We start from the raw sequence: 17730 nt of genomic DNA, 5'->3' as shown, positions 1-17730 counted from the left end.
ACGGCGGCAGCGCGCCGCAGGTCACGCATTAGGTACCTAAGCAGAGGCTCGGGTTAGAACACGAATCCCCACTCACGCCCGTCGCGGGAACGCCGCTTCAGACGCGGACCTCGTCCACAAGGACCGGGCGGCGTTCGCGGCGGGACAGCTCGCATGCCTCGGCGATGTAGAAAGCCTCCAGCGCGTCCGCAGCTCCGCACGGGCTCGGCGCGCGACCGGCGGCGACGTCGAGGAATGCCTTCAACTCACTGGTGTACGCGGGCCGGAAGCGTTCCATGAACCCGGGGTAGGCCGGGCCGGGCAACGGCTGGACGCCGGGTTCGACCGAGGTCAGCGGCGCGCGGTCGTCCAGGCCCACCACGGCGTTGCCCGCCGAGCCGAGCACTTCGAGCCGGACGTCGTAGCCCGCGCCGTTGTAGCGCGTCAACGAGACCACCGCCAGTGTTCCGTCGTCCAGCGTCAGGGTCGCGGCCGCGGTGTCGACGTCACCGGCGTCGGCGAAGAACCGCTCGCCCTTGTTCGTCCCGACGGCGTAGACCTCGACGACCTCGCGGCCGCTGACGAACCGGACGACGTCGAAGTCGTGCACTCCGCAGTCGCGGAACAGACCGCCGGAATGCGCGACGTACTCGGCGGGCGGCGGCGCCGGGTCGAGCGTGGTAGCGCGCAAGGTGTGCAGCCAGCCGAGCTCGCCCGAAGCCACCGCGGCCCGGGCGGCCGCGTAGCCCGCGTCGAACCTGCGTTGGAAGCCGATCTGCACCGGCACGTCCGCACCGGAGATCTTGTCGATCACCGCGAGCGTGCCGGGGATGTCTGCGGCGACCGGTTTCTCGCAGAACACCGGGATCCCCGCGTCGACTGCCCTGAGGATCAGTTCCGGATGGGCGTCCGTGGCCGCGGCGATCACGAGACCGTCCAAAGAGGACGCGAACAGCGAGGGAATGTCCGTCGCCGCTTCGACGCCGAGTTTGGCCGCGGCCGCCTGGGCGCGTGCGGCGTCCACATCGGCGACGACCAGGGACGAGACCTCGTCGAAGCTCTTCAAGGTCTCGGCGTGCGAAGTGCCGATCCGGCCGGCGCCGGCGAGTCCCAACCTCATGTGGTTACCTTTCTGGAGCGGCGGTGGTCGAACGGACCACCAGCGACGGGTGCAGCAGATGCCGGACCGGTTCGGCACGTTCGCCCCGAACCCGTTCGAGCAGTGCCTCGACGGCCAGCCGCCCCATTTCGGTCCGCGGCTGGTCCACAGTGGTCAGTGAGAGATGGCGCAGCGCGGCGAGCGAGGTGTTGTCGTAGCCGACCACGGAGACGTCTTCGGGGACTCGCAGACCCGCCTCCTCCAGCGCGGAGATCGCGCCGACGGCGTTGAAGTCGTTGCCCGCCACCAACGCTGTCGGCAGTCCGCCCCGCGGCGGGTCGCCGAGCAGTTCGAGCACGGCCTTCTCCCCGGCGGTGTCGGTGTGCTCGCTGCGCACGATGATCGGATGCAGCCGGTGCCGCCGCATGGCCTGCTGGTAACCCCGGCGCCGGGCCGCGGCACCGGCGGCCAGGCCGCCGTCCAGATGGGCGATCCTCCGGTGCCCCAAGGAGACCAGATGGTCGACGGCGAGCGCGGAACCCGCCTCGCCGTCGTCGTTCACCGTGTCCACTCCCGGCGCGCGCGAAGTGCGCGACACCAGGACGACGGGCCCCTGGGCGGCCGCTTCCTCGACCGCCGACGCGGGCACCACCGGCGACAGCAGGATCACTCCGGCCGGACGGAAGGACAACAGGCTCTTCAACGCGGCCCGCTCGCGCGCGGGACTGCGTCCGCCGGTGTTGAGGATCAAATGGAATCCGGCCGCTTCGGCCGCCGCGTCGAGCCCCTCTACGACGTCGGCGAAGAACGCGTTGCGCAGGTCGGAGACCATCACGCCGAGGACGGTCGACGTCCGGCTCGCCAGCGACCGGGCCATCGCGTGCGGTTCGTACCCCAGTTCGTGCGCCGCGCACAGCACGCGTGTGCGCCGTTCGTCGGACACGTTCGGCGCGTTGCGCATCACCAGTGACACGAGCGCACGGGACACCCCCGCTTTCGCGGCGACGTCCTCCATCGTCGGGCGCGCCATTTCCATCCTCCCCCTGCCCTTGACTTTACTGTGACGGACGCTACATGATTAGAGCGCTCTAATCAATAGAGCGCTCTAACCCGATCCCCGAACCCCAGACCTTCAGGAGGCCGCCGATGCCAGTGCCGACATCCCGGATCCGTGTCGCCGCCGCCCCGATCTCCTGGGGCGTCTGCGAAGTCCCCGGCTGGGGCCGTGTGCTCGACGCGGGGACCGTACTGGGCGAAATGGCGGAGCTGGGAGTGCGCGCCACCGAGCTCGGCCCGCCCGGTTACCTGCCGCGAGACCCAGCCGATCTCCGCGCGTTGCTCGGCGGATACGAGCTGGACCTGGTCGGCGGGTTCCTTGCCGTCGTACTGCACGAGAACCCCGAAGCCGCGTTGGCCGCGGCCAAGGAGTCGGCGGCGCTGTTCGCCGCCTGCGGTGGCGACGTGCTCGTACTCGCCGCCGCCACCGGTCTCGACGGCTACGACGACCGGCCGAAGCTGAGCGACACCGCATGGGCGACGCTCGTCGAAACCTCCGGCGAGATCGGGGAAATCGCCGCGCGTCACGGACTCCGCACCGTGCTGCATCCGCACGCCGGGACGCACGCGGAAACCGAGGAGGAGGTCGAGCGCTTTCTCGCCGATTCCACTCTGCCGCTGTGCCTGGACACCGGGCATCTTCTCATCGGCGGGACCGATCCGGTGGCGCTGGCCGAACGGTACCCCGACCGGGTCGGGCATCTGCACCTCAAGGACGTGCGCGGCGAACTCGCCGAAGATGTCCGCGCCGGGAGGCTTCCCTATACCGAAGCGGTGGGCAAAGGTCTGTATGTCCCGCTCGGCGACGGGGACGTCGACATCGAAACGATGGTCAGGTCCGTCCACGAGGCGGGCTACGACGGGTGGTACGTGCTCGAACAGGACACCGCGCTGAGCGAGGGGAGCCCGGAGGATCTGCCGAAGCGGGATGTGGCCAGGAGCCTGGCGCATCTCGACGGAATCGTCAGCCGGCTCCCGGCTGCCAGGTAACGGAAGAAGCGAGGAGAGACGACGATGTCCCATCGCTTGAGGAAGGTTTTGGTGGTCGTGGCGGGGCTGGTGCTCCTGTCCGCGTGCACCGGGCCGAAGGCCGAGGAGAAACCCGCCGAGGGCGCGGGCCCGGCGACGACGACACAGCCCACCGGGCCGCTGCGGGTCGCGGTCATCTCGCACGGCACGGCGGGTGACGCGTTCTGGAACGTGGTCAAGAACGGCGCCGAGGAGGCGGGCAGGCAGCTCGACGTCCAGGTCGAGTACAACTCCGACGGGGACCCCGGCAACCAGGCCAAGCTGATCGACAACGCGGTCGCCCAGCGGGTCGGCGGGCTGGTGGTGTCGATGGCGAATCCGGAGGCGCTCAAAACCTCGATCGAGAACGCGGTCCGCGCGGGGATCCCGGTCATCACCATCAACTCCGGCGAGGACAAGAGCGCGGGCTACGGCGCGCTCACCCATGTCGGGCAGAACGAGACCATCGCCGGCGAGGAAGCCGGAAAGAAGTTCCGGGAGCTCGGCAAGAAGAGACTGCTCTGCGTGGTCCACGAAGCGGGCAACGTCGGGCAGGCCCAGCGGTGCGATGGCGCCAAGTCCGGTTTCGCGGGCGACGTGCAGACCCTGCAGGTCGACATCAGCAATCCCACCGACGCCGAATCCCGGATCAGGGGCGCGGTGCGGACCGACTCCTCTCTCGACGCCGTTCTGACGTTGAACTCGCAGGTCGCGGCACGGGCGGTGAGCGCGATCAAGGCGGTGGGCTCGACGGCCCAGGTCGGCACCTTCGACCTGAACACCGACGTGGTCGGCGCGATCAAGGCGGGTGACGTGGTGTTCGCGGTCGATCAGCAGCAGTACGAGCAGGGCTATCTCCCGGTGCAGTTCCTCAAGCTCTACCGGGACAACGCGAACGTCGTCGGCGGCGGGAAGCCGGTCCTCACCGGACCCGACCTGGTCGACAAATCCACTGTGGACACCGTCGGCCAGTACGTGCAAAGGGGCACGCGATGACAACCACCACGCTCGACGAACGGATCGCGAAACCCCGGCTGCTCGACCGGCTGGTCGTCCGCCCCGAGATCGGCGCGCTGCTCGGCGCCGTCGTCGTCTTCCTGTTCTTCACCCTCGTCACCGACCAGTTCTTCAGCGGCAGCGGGGTGGCGACCTGGCTGGACGACGCCTCGACGCTCGGCATCATGGCGGTCGCCGTCTCCCTGCTGATGATCGGCGGCGAGTTCGACCTTTCGGCGGGCGTGATGACGGCGTCCACCGCGCTCGTCACCGCGACACTGGCGACGCAGGCGGGCTGGAACGTCTGGCTCGCGCTGTTCGCGTCGCTGGTCTTCGCCCTCGCGGTCGGAGCGTTCAACGGCTGGCTGGTGATGCGCACCGGCCTGCCCAGTTTCATCGTCACCCTGGGCACGTTCCTGGCGCTGCAAGGGCTCAACCTCGGCGTGACGCGGCTGGTCACCGGCACCGTCCAGGTGTCGGGGATGCGGTCGACCGACGGCTACGAGTCCGCCGGTTTCGTCTTCGCGTCCACAGTGGACATCGGCGGGACGGCGTTCCAGATCTCCATCGTGTGGTGGATCGGGTTCGCCGTGCTGGCGGCCTGGCTGCTGGTCCGGACCCGGTTCGGCAACTGGATCTTCGCCGTCGGCGGTTCCGCGCAGAGTTCGCGCGCGGTCGGGGTCCCGGTGGTGCGCACCAAGATCATGCTGTTCATGACCACCGCGCTCGCCGCGTGGCTGGTCGGCTCGATCAACATCCTGCGGTTCGCGAGCGTCCAGGCGAACCAGGGCATCGGGCTGGAATTCCAGTACATCATCGCGGCCGTGATCGGCGGCTGCCTGCTGACCGGCGGGTTCGGTTCGGCGATCGGCGCCGCGATCGGCGCGCTGATCTTCGGGATGGCGAGGCAGGGCATCGTGTTCGCCCGCTGGGACAGCGACTGGTTCATGCTGTTCCTCGGGGTCATGCTGCTGTCCGCGGTCCTGGTCAACAACGCCTTCCGGCGGCGCGCGGAAAGGGTGCGGCGATGAGCCATCTTCTCGAGGTCAAGGAAGTCGGCAAGACCTACGGCAGCGTGATCGCGTTGCGCGACGTGTCCACGGTGGTCAACACGGGCGAGGTGACCTGTGTGCTCGGCGACAACGGCGCCGGCAAGTCCACCCTGATCAAGATCCTGGCCGGGGTCCACCAGCACGACCGGGGCGAGTTCCTGGTCGAGGGCGAGCCGGTCAAGTTCGCTTCGCCGCGCGAGGCGCTCGATCGCGGCATCGCGACGGTGTACCAGGACCTGGCGGTCGTACCGCTGATGAGCGTGTGGCGGAACTTCTTCCTCGGTTCCGAACCGACGGTCGGCTTCGGTCCGTTCCGCGCGCTCGACCGGAAGAAGGGCCGGGAGACGACCAAGAAGGCGTTGTCCGACATGGGCATCGACCTCCGCGACGTCGAACAGCCGGTCGGCACGCTGTCCGGCGGCGAGCGGCAGTGCGTGGCCATCGCGCGGGCCGTGTACTTCGGGGCAAAGGTGCTGATCCTCGACGAGCCGACAGCCGCGTTGGGTGTCAAGCAGGCCGGTGTCGTGCTCAAGTACGTCGCGCAGGCCCGTGACCGCGGGCTCGGCGTCGTGCTGATCACGCACAACCCGCATCACGCGTTCCCGGTGGCCGATCGCTTCCTGCTGCTCAAACGGGGCGTGTCCCTAGGCGCCTACGAGAAGTCCGAGATCGACCTGGCCGAACTGACCCGGCAGATGGCGGGCGGCGCGGAGCTGGAAGCCCTCGAACACGAATTGCGAGCTGTGGAGTCCCCTTCATGACCGCTCTCGAAGCATTGACCGTCGGCCGGGTCGGGGTGGACCTCTATCCCGAGCAGAGCGGCGTGCCGCTGGCCGGGGTCAGCACCTTCGCCAAATCGCTCGGTGGCACCGCGACCAACGTCGCGGTCGCCGCCGCGCGGCTCGGCCGCTCGACGTCGGTGCTGACGAAGGTCGGCCCGGACGGCTTCGGTGACTACGTGCGGCAGGCGTTGCGGGAGTTCGGTGTGTCCCCGGACCACGTGGGGACGTCGGCGGGCTTGCAGACGCCGGTGGTGTTCTGCGCACTGGACCCGCCCGCGGATCCGCCGCTGCTGTTCTACCGGTCCCCCATCGCGCCGGACCTGACCCTCACCGAGACCGACGTGCCCTGGGACGTCGTGGAAACGGTGCCGCTGCTGTGGGTCACCGGAACCGGCGTCTCCGTCGAACCGGCGCGCGGCACCCAGCGCGAGATGCTCGAGCGGCGCGGACGCCGGTCGCACACCGTGCTGGACCTCGACTTCCGGCCGATGTTCTGGCCCGGCACCGGGACAGCGCGCGAAGAGATCGGCTGGATGCTCGACCACGTCACGGTCGCCGTCGGCAACCGCATCGAGGCGGAGGTCGCCGTCGGCACGGCGGATCCCGACGAGGCCGCGTCCCGCATGCTGGCCAGGGGCGTCGAACTGGCGGTGATCAAGAAAGGCGCGGAGGGTGTGCTGGTGGCCACCGCCGAGGGCCGCTGGACCGTGCCACCCCAGCGGGTCGAGGTCGTATGCGGGCTCGGCGCGGGTGACGGGTTCGGCGGCGCGCTGATCCACGGTCTGCTTTCCGGCTGGGATCCGGTGCGCATCGCCACCTACGCCAACGCGGCGGGCGCGCTCGTCGCCTCCCGGCTCGCCTGCGCCGACGCCATGCCCACCGCCGACGAGATCGAGGAGCTGCTGTGAGCAAGCTGCACCGTCCACTCGGGACGCTTTCGGACGAGCGGGATCCCGTCCGGCTCACCCCGGACTCGGCGGGCTGGACGTACAGCGGCCTGCGGGTGCTCTCGCTGGCCGCCGGTGAGACGAGGCTGGTGCGCACCGGCGAGTACGAAGCGTTCGTCCTGCCGCTGTCCGGCGGGTGCACCGTCCGGGTCGACGGGCAGGTCTTCGAACTCGCGGGGCGGGACTCGGTGTTCACCCGCGTCACGGATTTCGCGTACGTGCCACGCGATGCCGAAGTCGAGTTGTCGACACAGGAGGGGATCGAGGTCGCGCTGCCGATGGCGCGCTGCACCCGTCGTCTCGAACCGCGCTACGGACCTGCCGAAAACGTGCCGGTGGAGGTGCGCGGCGCGGGGCAGGCGACCAGACAGGTCACCAACTTCGGGGTGCCCGGAGTCTGGGACCACGCGGACAAGCTGAACGCGTGCGAGCTGATCACCCCCGGCGGCAACTGGTCCTCGTACCCGCCGCACAAACACGACGAGGCGTCCGAATGCGAGGTCGTCAACGAGGAGATCTACTACTTCCGCGTCGCGGGCCGCGACGGAGTGACACCTTCGCGCGAAGGGTTCGGTCTCCATCGGACGTACACCGCCGACGGTGAACTGGACGAGGACGTCGCGGTCCGGGACGGCGACGTCTTCCTGATCCCGCGCGGCTACCACGGTCCCTGTGTCGCCGCGCCGGGCTACCCGATGTACTACCTGAACGTCCTGGCCGGGCCGGCCGATGAGCGTTCGATGGCGTTCTGCGACGACCCCGCGCACGGCTGGGTCCGCGAGACCTGGAACGACCAGGAACTCGACCCACGCTGCCCGGTCACGAGCCACGAAGGACGGGTGTCATGAAGCTGACCACGGCACAGGCCCTGGTGCGCTGGCTGCTCGCGCAGCGGTCGGAAACCCTGGACGGCCGGGAAGTCGCCTTGTTCCCGGGTGTTTTCGCGATCTTCGGGCACGGCAACGTCCTCGGTCTCGGCACCGCGCTGGAGGAGCACCGCGACGACCTCCCCTTGTGGCGCGGGCAGACCGAGCAGGGCATGGCGCTCGCGGCGGTCGGCTACGCCAAGGCGACGCATCGGCGCCAGGTCGGCGTGGTGACGTCGTCGATCGGGCCCGGCGCGCTGAACATGGTCACCGCGGCCGGGGTCGCGCACGCGAACCGGCTGCCGGTCCTGCTCCTTCCCGGTGACACCTTCACCAGCCGCGCGCCGGATCCGGTGCTGCAGCAGGTGGAACATTTCGGCGACCCGACGGCCACGGTCAACGACGCGTTCCGCCCGGTGAGCCGGTATTTCGACCGGATCGTCCGGCCGGAGCAACTGCTCTCGACGCTGCCCCAGGTCGCCAGGGTGCTGACCGATCCGGCGGACGCGGGCCCGGTGACACTGGCGCTCCCTCAAGACGTCCAAGCGGAGACGTACGACTTCCCGGACGCGCTCTTCGCACCGGTGACGCACCGCCCGCCGCGTCCGCGGCCCGATCGCCGGGCGCTCACCGAAGCGGCCGGCGCGCTGCGGGCGTCTCGGAAACCGTTACTGGTGCTGGGTGGCGGCGTCCGCTACTCCGGCGCCGGTGAGCGTGCGCTGGCCTTCGCGGAGCGGCACGGCATCCCCATCACCGAAACCACGGCCGGGCGCACCCTGGTGCCGCACGGCCATCCGCTGCACGCCGGTCCGCTGGGCGTCACCGGTTCGACGTCGGCGAACGTCCTGGCCGCCGAAGCCGACGTCGTACTCGCCGTCGGCACCCGCTTGCAGGACTTCACCACGGCGTCCTGGACGGTGTTCTCCCCCGACGTCCGGCTGATCACCCTGAACGCCGCCCGGTTCGACGCGGTCAAGCACGGTGCGCTGGCCGTCGTGAGTGACGCCGACGCCGGTCTCACGGACCTGGCCACCCAGTTGGAGAGCTGGCAGGTCGATCCTTTGTGGACAGAGCGGGCGGCGGCGGAACGCGACCGATGGGACGCGCATATCGACGTGCTGCGCGGTCCCGGCGGCGAAGTGCCGACCTACGCCCAGGTCGTCGGCGCGGTCAACGACCTCTCCGAACCGCACGACTACGTGATGACCGCGTCCGGCGGGATGCCGGGAGAACTGATCGGCGGCTGGCGCGGATCGGGATCGATCAGCATGGACGTCGAGTACGGCTTCTCGTGCATGGGATACGAGCTCGCGGGCGCGTGGGGTGCCGCGATGGCGCATACCGGCGGCTTGGTCACCACGATGCTCGGTGACGGTTCGTACCTGATGCTGAACTCCGAACTGTTCTCGGCGGCCTTCGCCGGACATCCTTTCGTGGCGGTGGTCTGCGACAACGACGGCTTCGCGGTCATCGCCCGTCTACAGGAGGGGCAAGGCGGCGAACCGTTCAACAACTTCCTCGCCGACTGCCGGAGCGCGCACGCCGCTCCCCCTCGGGTCGACTTCGCGCGGCATGCGGAGTCACTGGGCTGCGCGGTGTTCACCGCGTCCACAGTGGACGATGTGCGCGCGGCGTACGCGAAGGCGCGGGAAGCCGCGGTGGCCGAGAACCGTCCGGCGGTGGTCGTGGTGCGGACCCAGCCGAACTCCTGGACCGAGGCCGGCGCCTGGTGGGAGGTCGGCGTCCCGGAGCACCTATCGGGGCGGGAAGCTTTCGAGGAGAGCAAACCCACGCAAGTGAGGTACTTGAAGGGCCGCATTTAGGCGACTAAACGCGCGAGTCGAAGGAGGCGAAGTAACCGGCGGCCATGTCCTCGTCGCCGTGTCCGGCTTCGGACGCGCGAGCGAAGCGGGCCCGCCCGGCTTCGACGGCGTCCATCCGCACACCGGCGCGAGCCGCTGCTTCCAGCACCAGCCGAGCGTCCTTCTCGGCGTTGTCGACCGAGAAGGCGGTGGTGTAGTCGTTCTTGAGGATCGCGGCCGATTTCGCCTGGAAGTAGCCGTTGTCCATCGGGCCGCCGGTGACGACGTCGACGAAGTGCCGCGGGTCGACACCGAGTCCTTCGGCCAGTGCCAGCGCCTCGCCGACGCCGTGGGTCAGCGCGATCACCCAGGTGTTCAGCACCAGTTTGAGCCTGCTCGCCGCGCCGGAGCTGCCGTCTTCGCCGACCCACAGCGTGCGCTTGCCGATCGCGTCGAACAACGGCTGGACGGTCTCCCGCACCTCGGCCGTGCCTGCCGCGAGCACGATCAGCTGGCCTTGCTCGGCGGGCTGGCGGGTGCCCTGCACCGGAGCGTCGACGAAGACGAGCCCCTGCTCGTCGGCGCACGCGGTCAGTTCGTCGACCGCGTCGCCGACGGTGCTGAGCTGCACCCAGACCGTGCCGGCGGCCGGGGCGGCCGCGCGGATCGCCTCCAGCACCGCCGGGCCGTCGGTGAGGACCGTGATCACGACGGACACGCCCTCGACGGCGTCCGCGGCACTCGCCGCGACCTGGACACCGTCCCCGGAGAGCGCTTCGGCCTTGGCCGCGGTGCGGTTCCAGGCCCGGACCGCGAACCCGGCCCTGCTCAGGTTCCGGGCGACCGGGGCGCCGATGATTCCGGTGCCGAGCACCGCGACGGTCTCCGTCATGACTGGCTTCACTCCTCGAGATAGTGGAATGGTCGTTAAAGAACGAGAACAGAGGAAAACCGCGCGAGCGCGGGGTGCTGTCACGAAACCTGGAACATCACAACGCCTGAATGGTGGTTTCGACTACCTGGGTGAGCGCCTGCCGGTCCGCGGTCTTTCCCAGCACCCGCAAGCCGTACATCGCGGCGAGGGTGAACTGCGCCAGCGCCCGCGGATCCCGGCACTCACCGATCTCGCCCTCCTGCCGCGCGGCGGCGAACTCGGCGTGGAACGCGTTCTCCACCCGCTCGAAGTTGTGGCGGACGCGGGCGGTGACCTCGTCGTCGATCCCGCCAAGTTCGAGGGCGGCGTTGACGGCGAGACAGCCGCGATGCCCGGCCGAGGAGTCCAGTTCGTCGTCGACCACGTCCATCAGGACGCGCCTGATCCGCGCGCGGATGGTCCCCGGCGCGGCCAGCATCTCCTCGACCCGGGTGGCGGACGTCTCCTCGTAGCGGCGCAGCGCCTCGCTGAACAGCTGCCGCTTGCCGGAAAACGTGTTGTACAGGCTTCCCCGCCCCAGGCCGGTGCCGTCGACGAGGTCCTGCGCCGACGTGGCCGCGTACCCCTTGCGCCAGAACGTACCGACCGCGGCGTCGAGCACCTCGGTGGTATCGAATCCCTTGGGACGGGGCATGCCGCCAGCATCCCACGTTCTGTAACGACCAGTCAAATACCGGTCGTCAGTGCTCCGACAGCAGGGAGCCGAAGCCGCGCACACGGTCGGCGATGCCGTTCTGGCGCAGGGCATGCCAGTACAGGACGACGTTGTTCGAAAGGACCGGTTTGCCGAGCCAGAATTCGGCGGCCGCCGCGAGCCTGGCCATGGCGACGTTGGTGCCGACCTGGACGATGGCTTCGACGTCGGCGCCGTCGACCTCCTTGACCGCGTCCCGGAGTTCGGTCTCGGAGACATGCGCGATCTTGGCCGGGCTGGGCATGCCGAGGCCGTGGAGGTTCAGCAGGTCGTAGCCGCTGTCGTCGAAGAACCGGCGCACCGAGTCGTCGCCGACCGGCAGGTACGGCGTGATGACCGCGATCCGGCGGACGTCGTGTGCCGCGAGCGCGGCGTTGATCGCGTCCGGGCTCATCGTCACCGGACGACCGCCCGCCGCCTCCCGCATCGCGGCGTGGACGCGCCCGTGCACGGGTGTTCCCTCCCAATGGCTTTCCGGTGAGACGCCGATGATCACGCAGCCGGGGTCGCAGCCGATGACACCGCGGATCGCCGGCCGCGTCGACCGCCGGATACCGGCCATGACGTGACCGAAGCCGGGTTCGTCGACCATCGGGTCGTCGTCGATGACCATCCGGCCGGTGTGGTTGGTGACGCCGTCGGGGCGCAGCGCGTCCAGTTCCGGCTGAGCCGAGGTGTTGGTGGACGGGACGACGACGCCGACCTTGAGGCGGGGACCGAGGGAGTCGGGCACTGCGGGTTCTCCTTCGCTGGTCAGAGCCGGGCGCGGATAGCCGACACCAGTTCCGCGACCCCGTTCTCCTTGAGGACGCTGTAGTGATCGCCTTCGAGCGTGACCACCTCCGGTGGCGTGGCCGAATACCCGGAGCTGTTCTCGACGAACGAGTAGTCGTCGCCGTCGGCCTTGAACAGCGTCACCCTGGCGGCGATCCGCCGCCGCGCGAGTTCACGAAAGCTGTAGTCGAACTCGTAGGTCTCCTCGACGATCCGGACGATCCTCCGGATCAGCTGCTCGCCGAGCGCGGGCATCAGCTTCGCCACGAAGGCCACGAAGCCGTCTTCGTCGCGGACGGTCTCCCGGCAGGCCAGCGGTTCCGGTCCGGAGATCGTCCCGAGGAACACCGACAGCAGGATCGTCAGGTACGCCGGGTTCGTGTAGCTCGCCACGCGCTCCCCGCTGCCCCCGACTTCGGGGTTGCCCGGGCAAATCAACAGCAGGTCGTCCACCCGCTGCCCTTGCCGCTCCAGCTGCCACGCCGTTTCGAAGGCGACCCGCGCGCCGAACGAGTAGCCCCACAGCGTGTACGGACCCTCCGGCTGGACGCGCCGGATCTCGGCGACGTCGGCCTTCGCCATTTCCTCGACAGTGGCATACGGCGTCTCGCCGGCGTTGATCCCGTGAGCCTGCACTCCGTAGAACGGCCGTCCCAAACCGCTTTCCGAAGCCAGCGGGCGCAGGTTCATCGGGTAGCCACCGAGCCCCGGCCAGCAGAACACCGGGCGGCCGCCACCCGTGGCCAAAGGGACCAGCCGTGACGAGGGCCGAGCGGAGTCCTCGCCGATGCGGGCGGCCAGATCGGCGAGCTTCGGGCATTCGAAGACGACCTGCAGCGGCAACCGGGTGCCGTATTCGCGATTGATCCGGTTCACCAGGGAGACCGCGGTCAGCGAGTTGCCGCCCGCGGCGAAGAAGTCGTCGCGGGCCGAGACGTCGTCGTAGTTCAGCGCCTTGCCCCACACTTCGGCCAGCCACCGTTCATGGCTCGTCGAAGGCGCGACGTACGGGGCGCCGCTGCTCGCGGAGCGGACGGCGTCGGTCTCCGCCAGCGCGTTCGCGTCGACCTTTCCGTTGGCGGTCGACGGCAAGGTGTCCAGCACCAGCACCCGGTTGGGGAGCATGTAGCCGGGCAGGGTGGTCGCGAGTTCGTCGCGGATGATCTCCGCCGGGCCCTTCATGTGCACGGCGTCTTCCCGCATACCCTCACTGCGTATTTGCTCCGGGCTCACCTTGCCGCCGAGGAAGAAGTACGACGGCCCGGGGGCGATGCCCTGCCCGGTGAGGATGTCGTCGATCCGCCGGGCGGCGGGCAGCGGGTGACCACTCTTCGAACTGTAGCCCGACGACATGAAGCCGAACCCGGAACCGTTGCACTGCAAGTGATGTAGCTTCGCGCCGAGGCCGACGTACTCGAGTCGCTCGTCGGCGGTGCGGCTGACCGCGGTGATGCCGAAGGCCGCGCGGCCGTACACCTGCTGGTTGATCGCGATCACGTGCTTGGCCTCGATCAGCTCGCCGGAGATCCGTTCGAAGTCGCCGTCCCGCCAGCGGTAGGTGCCTGCGGCCAGCCCCTCGACCCGGCCCGGATGGGTTTGCACGAACAGCTCGACGTCGTCCCGTCGTGGCTCGCCGTCGTTGGCGTGCAAGGAGAACGTGCCGAGATAGTGGTCGTCGGCGGCGGCCTCGGCGCGGACCGCGACCGCGGGCTCGAACGCCGCCGGGCTGATCGAGAGGCCGTATCCGGGCAGGATCTCCTCGAACACCCCGGCCATATGGCCTGCCTCGAATTCGAGAACCTCGCGGATGTTGTTCTTGTAGACCGGCTCGATGGCGCCGGTGTGGCCGAGGAAATGCACCGAATGCCCGGCGCCCGCGCTCGCGCCGATCCGGACCAGGGTGTGGTCGATCGGGTGGTAGTAGTACAACCCGGCGCCGAGGCCGTCGAGACCGCTGGTCTCCAGGTACAACTGTGTCGCGTAAAGCGCGCCCGGCGAGGCGTAGGAGTACTTCGGGAGCAGCCGCTCGTCGCTGCGGAACCGGCCGAACCACCGCAGGAGCTCGCCCAGTTCGGCGAACGCGAGGTCGCCGGGTTCACGGGAGTACGTGCCGGCAGGGCCCGGCGTCAGAAGCGCGACGAGGTCGTCGCGGGTGACGGCGCCACCCTCGTAGTAGCGATAAGTCTTACGGGCGAAGACCTCCCGGCGCTGACGACCGGTCTCCCGCTTGCCCGGCAACGCGATCACCGGCCGATCGCCCGTGTCGCGCACGCCTGGATTCGACAGCTGTGCCTTGACCTGCAGCTTGTCGGCCTTCGACTGATGGTGCCCGCCGTGGTTGCCCTGATCCATCACCGCGGCCTCGCGCGGATTCAGCTCCACGCAAGCGACGAGCGCCTTCGACCCGGTCCGCGGGTCGTCGGTCACCACCGCCGCGGCCCGGCGCACCCAGGTGTGCTCCTCGATCGCCAGCGCGATCTCGTCGAGCTCGACGCGGTGACCGCGCAGCTTGACCTGGTTGTCGGCGCGGCCGACGAACTGGAGGGTGCCGTCCGCGTTCCAGCGGACGAGATCTCCGGTGCGGTACAACCGTTCGGTCGGGATGAACGGATTCGGCACGAACTTCTCGTTCGTCTGCGCTGGCCGGTTCAGGTAACCACGGGCCAGCTGGACGCCTCCGATGTACAGCTCGCCCGTCTCCCCGATGTCGACCGGGGCGAGGTCGGCGTCGAGCACGAAGCACTGCGTGTTGTCGACAGGCACGCCGATCGGGACCGTCCCGGCGCCGTCGTCGAGCGTGTCCGGGTCGACGACGTGGGCGGTCGCGTTGATCGTGCATTCGGTCGGCCCGTAGAGGTTGACCAGCCGCGCCGACGGCAGCTCGCGGGCGAGTTCCTTGGCGAGCCGTCGCGAAAGCGCCTCGCCGCCGGAGAACAGCTTCCGCAAGGAGGTGCAGCCGCCGAGACGTTCCGTGTCGAGCAACGCCTGCAGCAACGTCGGAACGCACTGCAGAGTGGTGACGTCGTGCTCCACCACCGTGTCGATCAGGGCTTCGGGATCCCGGAAACTCCCCGGCGCGCCCAGCACCACACGGGCGCCCGCGGCGGGCGCAAGGATCTCCCATTGCGCGGCGTCGAAACTCATCGGCGTCTTCTGCAGCACCGCGACGTTCGTGTCCAGGTGTCCGCAGGCCTGGAGCCAGCGCAGCTGTGACACGACACTGTGGTGCTCGATCATCACGCCCTTCGGTTTCCCGGTGCTGCCGGAGGTGTAGATGACGTAGGCGAGCGAATCGGGCGAAGGCCCGCGCGGAATCCCGCCGCGGGCGTCGGCCACCGACACGATCCGTGTCCCGTCGGGCACCCATCCGGCGAGCCTCCCGGCGAGATGCGGCTGCGTGACGACGACGCCGGTGTGGCTGTCTTCCAGCATGTACCGCAGCCGGTCTTCCGGATACTCCGGGGACAACGGCAGATAAGCAGCACCGGAAAAGAGAATGCCCCAGACGCCGACCATCAGGTCCGCGGAAGGCTCGACGTACAGGCCGACGGTGTCGTTCGCGCCGATTCCCAGCCCGGCGAGGTGCGCGGCTAGTCCCGTGCTCGCTTCTTCGAGGCCGCGAAAAGTCATTTCGCGGTCACCGTCGACGACGGCGACCGCCTCCGGCCGCGTTCCCGACCAGTGTCCGAGCAGCTCCGGAAGGCAAGTACCGGAACGGACGCGATCAAGCGGTGCGGCGTGGTGAATCGAAGACATGTTCATCCCCCATGGCGAATATCGCGGTTTTGTTCCCGGTCGAAAGGTGTGGGGGTGACCATCCGGAGATACCGGACGGCGAACGAGAATCCGAACAGCGCCCGGCCGACCATTCTTTGCCACCCTTTGGGGCGACCGGGCTCAGCGGGGCCTATTACGAACAGGACCTCGAAACCCAGGACCGTTCGACGTCAGCGTCCGAGCAGGCGCCGGATCTCGGTGACGGCCGCTCGCCCAGCCCGGTTCGCGCCGACGGTGCTGGCGGACGGGCCGTAGCCGACCAGATGCAGCCGCGGTTCGGCGACGACCCGGGTGCCGTCCATCCGGATGCCACCGCCCGGCGCGCGCAGGCGCAACGGCGCGAGATGGTCGATCGCGGCACGGAATCCGGTGGCCCACAGGATGATGTCGGCGGGTTCGAAGGTGCCGTCCGCCCACGCCACCCCGTCCGGCGTGATCCGCTGGAACATGGGGCGCCGGTCGAGGATGCCCGCGTCGAGCCCGGCGCGCACCTCGGGCGTCACCGCCAGATCGGTCACGCTCACGACGCTTTTCGGCGGCAGGCCCTCCCGGACCCGCCGGTCGACCTTGGCGACGGCCTCCCGGCCCCATTCCTCACTGAACGGCTCGTCGCGCCAGACCGGCGGACGCCGCGTCACCCAGCGCGTCGAGCGCGTGAAGGGCGCCATCTCCAGCAGCAGCTGGACGGCCGACGCGCCCCCGCCGACCACGACGACGCGTTTGCCGCGGAAGTCGCCGACGCCGGTGTAGTCCGCGGTGTGCAGCTGGCGGCCGCGGAAGGTCTCCTGCCCCGGGTAGTACGGCCAGAACGGGCGGTCCCAAGTGCCGGTCGCGCTGATCACCGCCCGCGCGGCCCAGCTTTCGGCCGCGCTCGCGACCACCAGCCGATCGTTCTCGGCGCTCACCGACAGGACGTCGACGGGCCGATGGACCGGAAGGTCGAAGGTGCGCTCGAAACGGCCGAAGTACTCGGCGACGGCCTCGGCCGCGGGCTGTTTCGGATCCGGGGTGCCGAAGGACATGCCCGGAAGGTCGTGGACGCCGTGGACCTTCTCCATCACCAGCGAAGGCCAGCGGTACTGCCAGGCGCCACCGGGTCGTTTGCCGTGGTCGAGCACGACGAAATCACCGCCCGAGGCACTCTTCCCCGCCGAGGGCGCATTTGCGCCGGCGTTGGCGAATCCCGCGCGGCGCAGGTGATACGCCGCCGACAGACCGGCCTGACCCGCCCCGACCACCACCACGTCGACTTCGTGATCCGCCTTCATACCGGGTTCAACGGTGGCGGGCGCCGGCTATTTCCTTCTGTGTCCCTGTGTCCGATGCGTCACAGCCCGCACGATCGCGACGACCAGGAGCACCCCGGCGAGGGCCACCAGCACCGGCGCCACGCGTTTGACCACGGATTCGCCCGCGTATTCCATCAGGTCGATGGCTTCGCCCTCCGTCACCGGCTTGACCGCTTGCAACGGCGGGCGTTCCCGAGGTTTCTCGGGCTCGGGCTCGGGCGTGCCGAGTTTGCCGGACAGGCATTCCGCGAACGAGTCGAGGAGCTTGCCGCCGACCTCGGAGATCATCCCGCGCCCGAACTGCGCGGGTTTACCGGTGACCGTCAGCTCGGTGGCGACAGCGCCATGGGTGACGCCGTCCTTCTCGGTCAGCGTCACCGTCACCGTCGCCGACGCCGTGCCTGCTCCGCGGGCGTCCTTTCCGGCAGCCTTGATGACCACCTTCTTCGCGTCGGCGTCCCTCTCGACGAACTGGCCGGTTCCCTTGTAGAGCAGGGAGATCGGCCCGAGCTTGACCTTCACCGTGCCTTTGAAGGCGTCCCCGTCGACCTCGGTGAGGGTGGCGCCGGGCATGCACGGCGTCACCCGTTCCGGGTCGATGACGGCCTTCCAGACCTCGTCGACCGGGGCGGGAACGGTGAATTCGTGGTCGAGCCGCACGGGCCGACCTCCCTT

At 69.4% G+C, this 17730-nt stretch carries 15 protein-coding genes; 7 read left to right on the top strand and 8 right to left on the bottom strand.

Annotated elements, in window-relative coordinates:
* Positions 1 to 97: 97 nt before the first annotated feature.
* Together ACIHAO_RS39410 and ACIHAO_RS39405 are read right to left on the bottom strand one after the other, a co-directional pair.
* Positions 98 to 1099 carry a Gfo/Idh/MocA family oxidoreductase gene (locus ACIHAO_RS39410; protein ID WP_396566830.1) on the bottom strand — a complete coding sequence of 334 codons (1002 nt, stop codon included), beginning with the start codon at positions 1097 to 1099 and terminating at the stop codon, positions 98 to 100.
* 4 nt (positions 1100 to 1103) lie between these two features.
* On the bottom strand, positions 1104 to 2108 hold the full coding sequence (locus ACIHAO_RS39405) for a LacI family DNA-binding transcriptional regulator (RefSeq protein WP_396566828.1): 1005 nt from the start codon (positions 2106 to 2108) through the stop codon (positions 1104 to 1106).
* A 116-nt stretch (positions 2109 to 2224) separates the two neighbouring features.
* Here ACIHAO_RS39405 and ACIHAO_RS39400 point away from each other — a divergent pair, with 116 nt between their 5' ends.
* From ACIHAO_RS39400 to iolD, 7 genes are read left to right on the top strand one after another with little or no spacing between them, the layout of a single operon-like run.
* Positions 2225 to 3124: a sugar phosphate isomerase/epimerase family protein gene (locus ACIHAO_RS39400; RefSeq protein WP_396566826.1), complete on the top strand. Its 900-nt coding sequence runs from the start codon at positions 2225 to 2227 to the stop codon at positions 3122 to 3124.
* A 24-nt stretch (positions 3125 to 3148) separates the two neighbouring features.
* Positions 3149 to 4138 (top strand): sugar ABC transporter substrate-binding protein, encoded by a 990-nt coding sequence (locus tag ACIHAO_RS39395; RefSeq protein ID WP_396566824.1) that lies wholly within the window; start codon positions 3149 to 3151, stop codon positions 4136 to 4138.
* A complete protein-coding gene (locus ACIHAO_RS39390) occupies positions 4135 to 5169 on the top strand; it encodes an ABC transporter permease (RefSeq protein ID WP_396566822.1) in 1035 nt (344 codons plus the stop codon). Before ACIHAO_RS39395 ends, ACIHAO_RS39390 begins: the two co-directional genes overlap by 4 nt.
* Positions 5166 to 5951 (top strand): ATP-binding cassette domain-containing protein, encoded by a 786-nt coding sequence (locus ACIHAO_RS39385; protein WP_396566820.1) that lies wholly within the window; start codon positions 5166 to 5168, stop codon positions 5949 to 5951. Before ACIHAO_RS39390 ends, ACIHAO_RS39385 begins: the two co-directional genes overlap by 4 nt.
* Positions 5948 to 6880, top strand: coding sequence for a 5-dehydro-2-deoxygluconokinase (iolC, locus tag ACIHAO_RS39380; protein WP_396566818.1), 933 nt, complete (start codon positions 5948 to 5950; stop codon positions 6878 to 6880). Before ACIHAO_RS39385 ends, iolC begins: the two co-directional genes overlap by 4 nt.
* Positions 6877 to 7767 (top strand): 5-deoxy-glucuronate isomerase, encoded by an 891-nt coding sequence (gene iolB / locus ACIHAO_RS39375; RefSeq protein ID WP_396566816.1) that lies wholly within the window; start codon positions 6877 to 6879, stop codon positions 7765 to 7767. The genes iolC and iolB overlap by 4 nt, the downstream gene beginning before the upstream one ends.
* Positions 7764 to 9608 (top strand): 3D-(3,5/4)-trihydroxycyclohexane-1,2-dione acylhydrolase (decyclizing), encoded by a 1845-nt coding sequence (iolD, locus tag ACIHAO_RS39370; RefSeq protein WP_396566814.1) that lies wholly within the window; start codon positions 7764 to 7766, stop codon positions 9606 to 9608. The genes iolB and iolD overlap by 4 nt, the downstream gene beginning before the upstream one ends.
* A 4-nt stretch (positions 9609 to 9612) precedes the next feature.
* On the opposite strand, the gene ACIHAO_RS39365 is transcribed toward iolD, so the two are convergent.
* From ACIHAO_RS39365 to ACIHAO_RS39340, 6 genes are all read right to left on the bottom strand, one after another.
* Complete coding sequence (locus ACIHAO_RS39365) at positions 9613 to 10479, bottom strand: NAD(P)-dependent oxidoreductase (protein WP_396566812.1); 867 nt, start codon at positions 10477 to 10479, stop codon at positions 9613 to 9615.
* A gap of 97 nt (positions 10480 to 10576) precedes the next feature.
* Positions 10577 to 11155, bottom strand: coding sequence for a TetR/AcrR family transcriptional regulator (locus ACIHAO_RS39360; RefSeq protein ID WP_396566810.1), 579 nt, complete (start codon positions 11153 to 11155; stop codon positions 10577 to 10579).
* Between the two features lie 46 nt (positions 11156 to 11201).
* Positions 11202 to 11948, bottom strand: a complete 747-nt coding sequence (locus tag ACIHAO_RS39355; RefSeq protein WP_396566808.1) for an arylmalonate decarboxylase — start codon at positions 11946 to 11948, stop codon at positions 11202 to 11204.
* Positions 11949 to 11968: 20 nt separating this feature from the next.
* Positions 11969 to 15745 (bottom strand): amino acid adenylation domain-containing protein, encoded by a 3777-nt coding sequence (locus ACIHAO_RS39350; RefSeq protein ID WP_396566806.1) that lies wholly within the window; start codon positions 15743 to 15745, stop codon positions 11969 to 11971.
* 191 nt (positions 15746 to 15936) lie between these two features.
* Positions 15937 to 17034 (bottom strand): NAD(P)-binding domain-containing protein, encoded by a 1098-nt coding sequence (locus tag ACIHAO_RS39345; protein ID WP_396566804.1) that lies wholly within the window; start codon positions 17032 to 17034, stop codon positions 15937 to 15939.
* A 27-nt stretch (positions 17035 to 17061) separates the two neighbouring features.
* On the bottom strand, positions 17062 to 17715 hold the full coding sequence (locus ACIHAO_RS39340; protein WP_396566802.1) for an SRPBCC family protein: 654 nt from the start codon (positions 17713 to 17715) through the stop codon (positions 17062 to 17064).
* Positions 17716 to 17730 lie beyond the last annotated feature (15 nt).

The organism is Amycolatopsis sp. NPDC052450 (assembly GCF_044547565.1).
In the GTDB taxonomy this organism is placed as follows: Bacteria; Actinomycetota; Actinomycetes; order Mycobacteriales; family Pseudonocardiaceae; genus Amycolatopsis.
Note: the sequence above shows the minus strand (reverse complement) of the source record. Positions and strands in the feature narration are given on the sequence as shown.

Coding starts and splice junctions, on each gene's coding strand:
- ACIHAO_RS39410 (WP_396566830.1), bottom strand. CDS start 1,099: ATGAGGTTGGGACTCGCCGGCGCCGGCCGGATCGGCACTTCGCACGCC.
- ACIHAO_RS39405 (WP_396566828.1), bottom strand. CDS start 2,108: ATGGCGCGCCCGACGATGGAGGACGTCGCCGCGAAAGCGGGGGTGTCC.
- ACIHAO_RS39400 (WP_396566826.1), top strand. CDS start 2,225: ATGCCAGTGCCGACATCCCGGATCCGTGTCGCCGCCGCCCCGATCTCC.
- ACIHAO_RS39395 (WP_396566824.1), top strand. CDS start 3,149: ATGTCCCATCGCTTGAGGAAGGTTTTGGTGGTCGTGGCGGGGCTGGTG.
- ACIHAO_RS39390 (WP_396566822.1), top strand. CDS start 4,135: ATGACAACCACCACGCTCGACGAACGGATCGCGAAACCCCGGCTGCTC.
- ACIHAO_RS39385 (WP_396566820.1), top strand. CDS start 5,166: ATGAGCCATCTTCTCGAGGTCAAGGAAGTCGGCAAGACCTACGGCAGC.
- iolC (WP_396566818.1), top strand. CDS start 5,948: ATGACCGCTCTCGAAGCATTGACCGTCGGCCGGGTCGGGGTGGACCTC.
- iolD (WP_396566814.1), top strand. CDS start 7,764: ATGAAGCTGACCACGGCACAGGCCCTGGTGCGCTGGCTGCTCGCGCAG.
- ACIHAO_RS39365 (WP_396566812.1), bottom strand. CDS start 10,479: ATGACGGAGACCGTCGCGGTGCTCGGCACCGGAATCATCGGCGCCCCG.
- ACIHAO_RS39360 (WP_396566810.1), bottom strand. CDS start 11,155: ATGCCCCGTCCCAAGGGATTCGATACCACCGAGGTGCTCGACGCCGCG.
- ACIHAO_RS39350 (WP_396566806.1), bottom strand. CDS start 15,745: ATGTCTTCGATTCACCACGCCGCACCGCTTGATCGCGTCCGTTCCGGT.
- ACIHAO_RS39345 (WP_396566804.1), bottom strand. CDS start 17,034: ATGAAGGCGGATCACGAAGTCGACGTGGTGGTGGTCGGGGCGGGTCAG.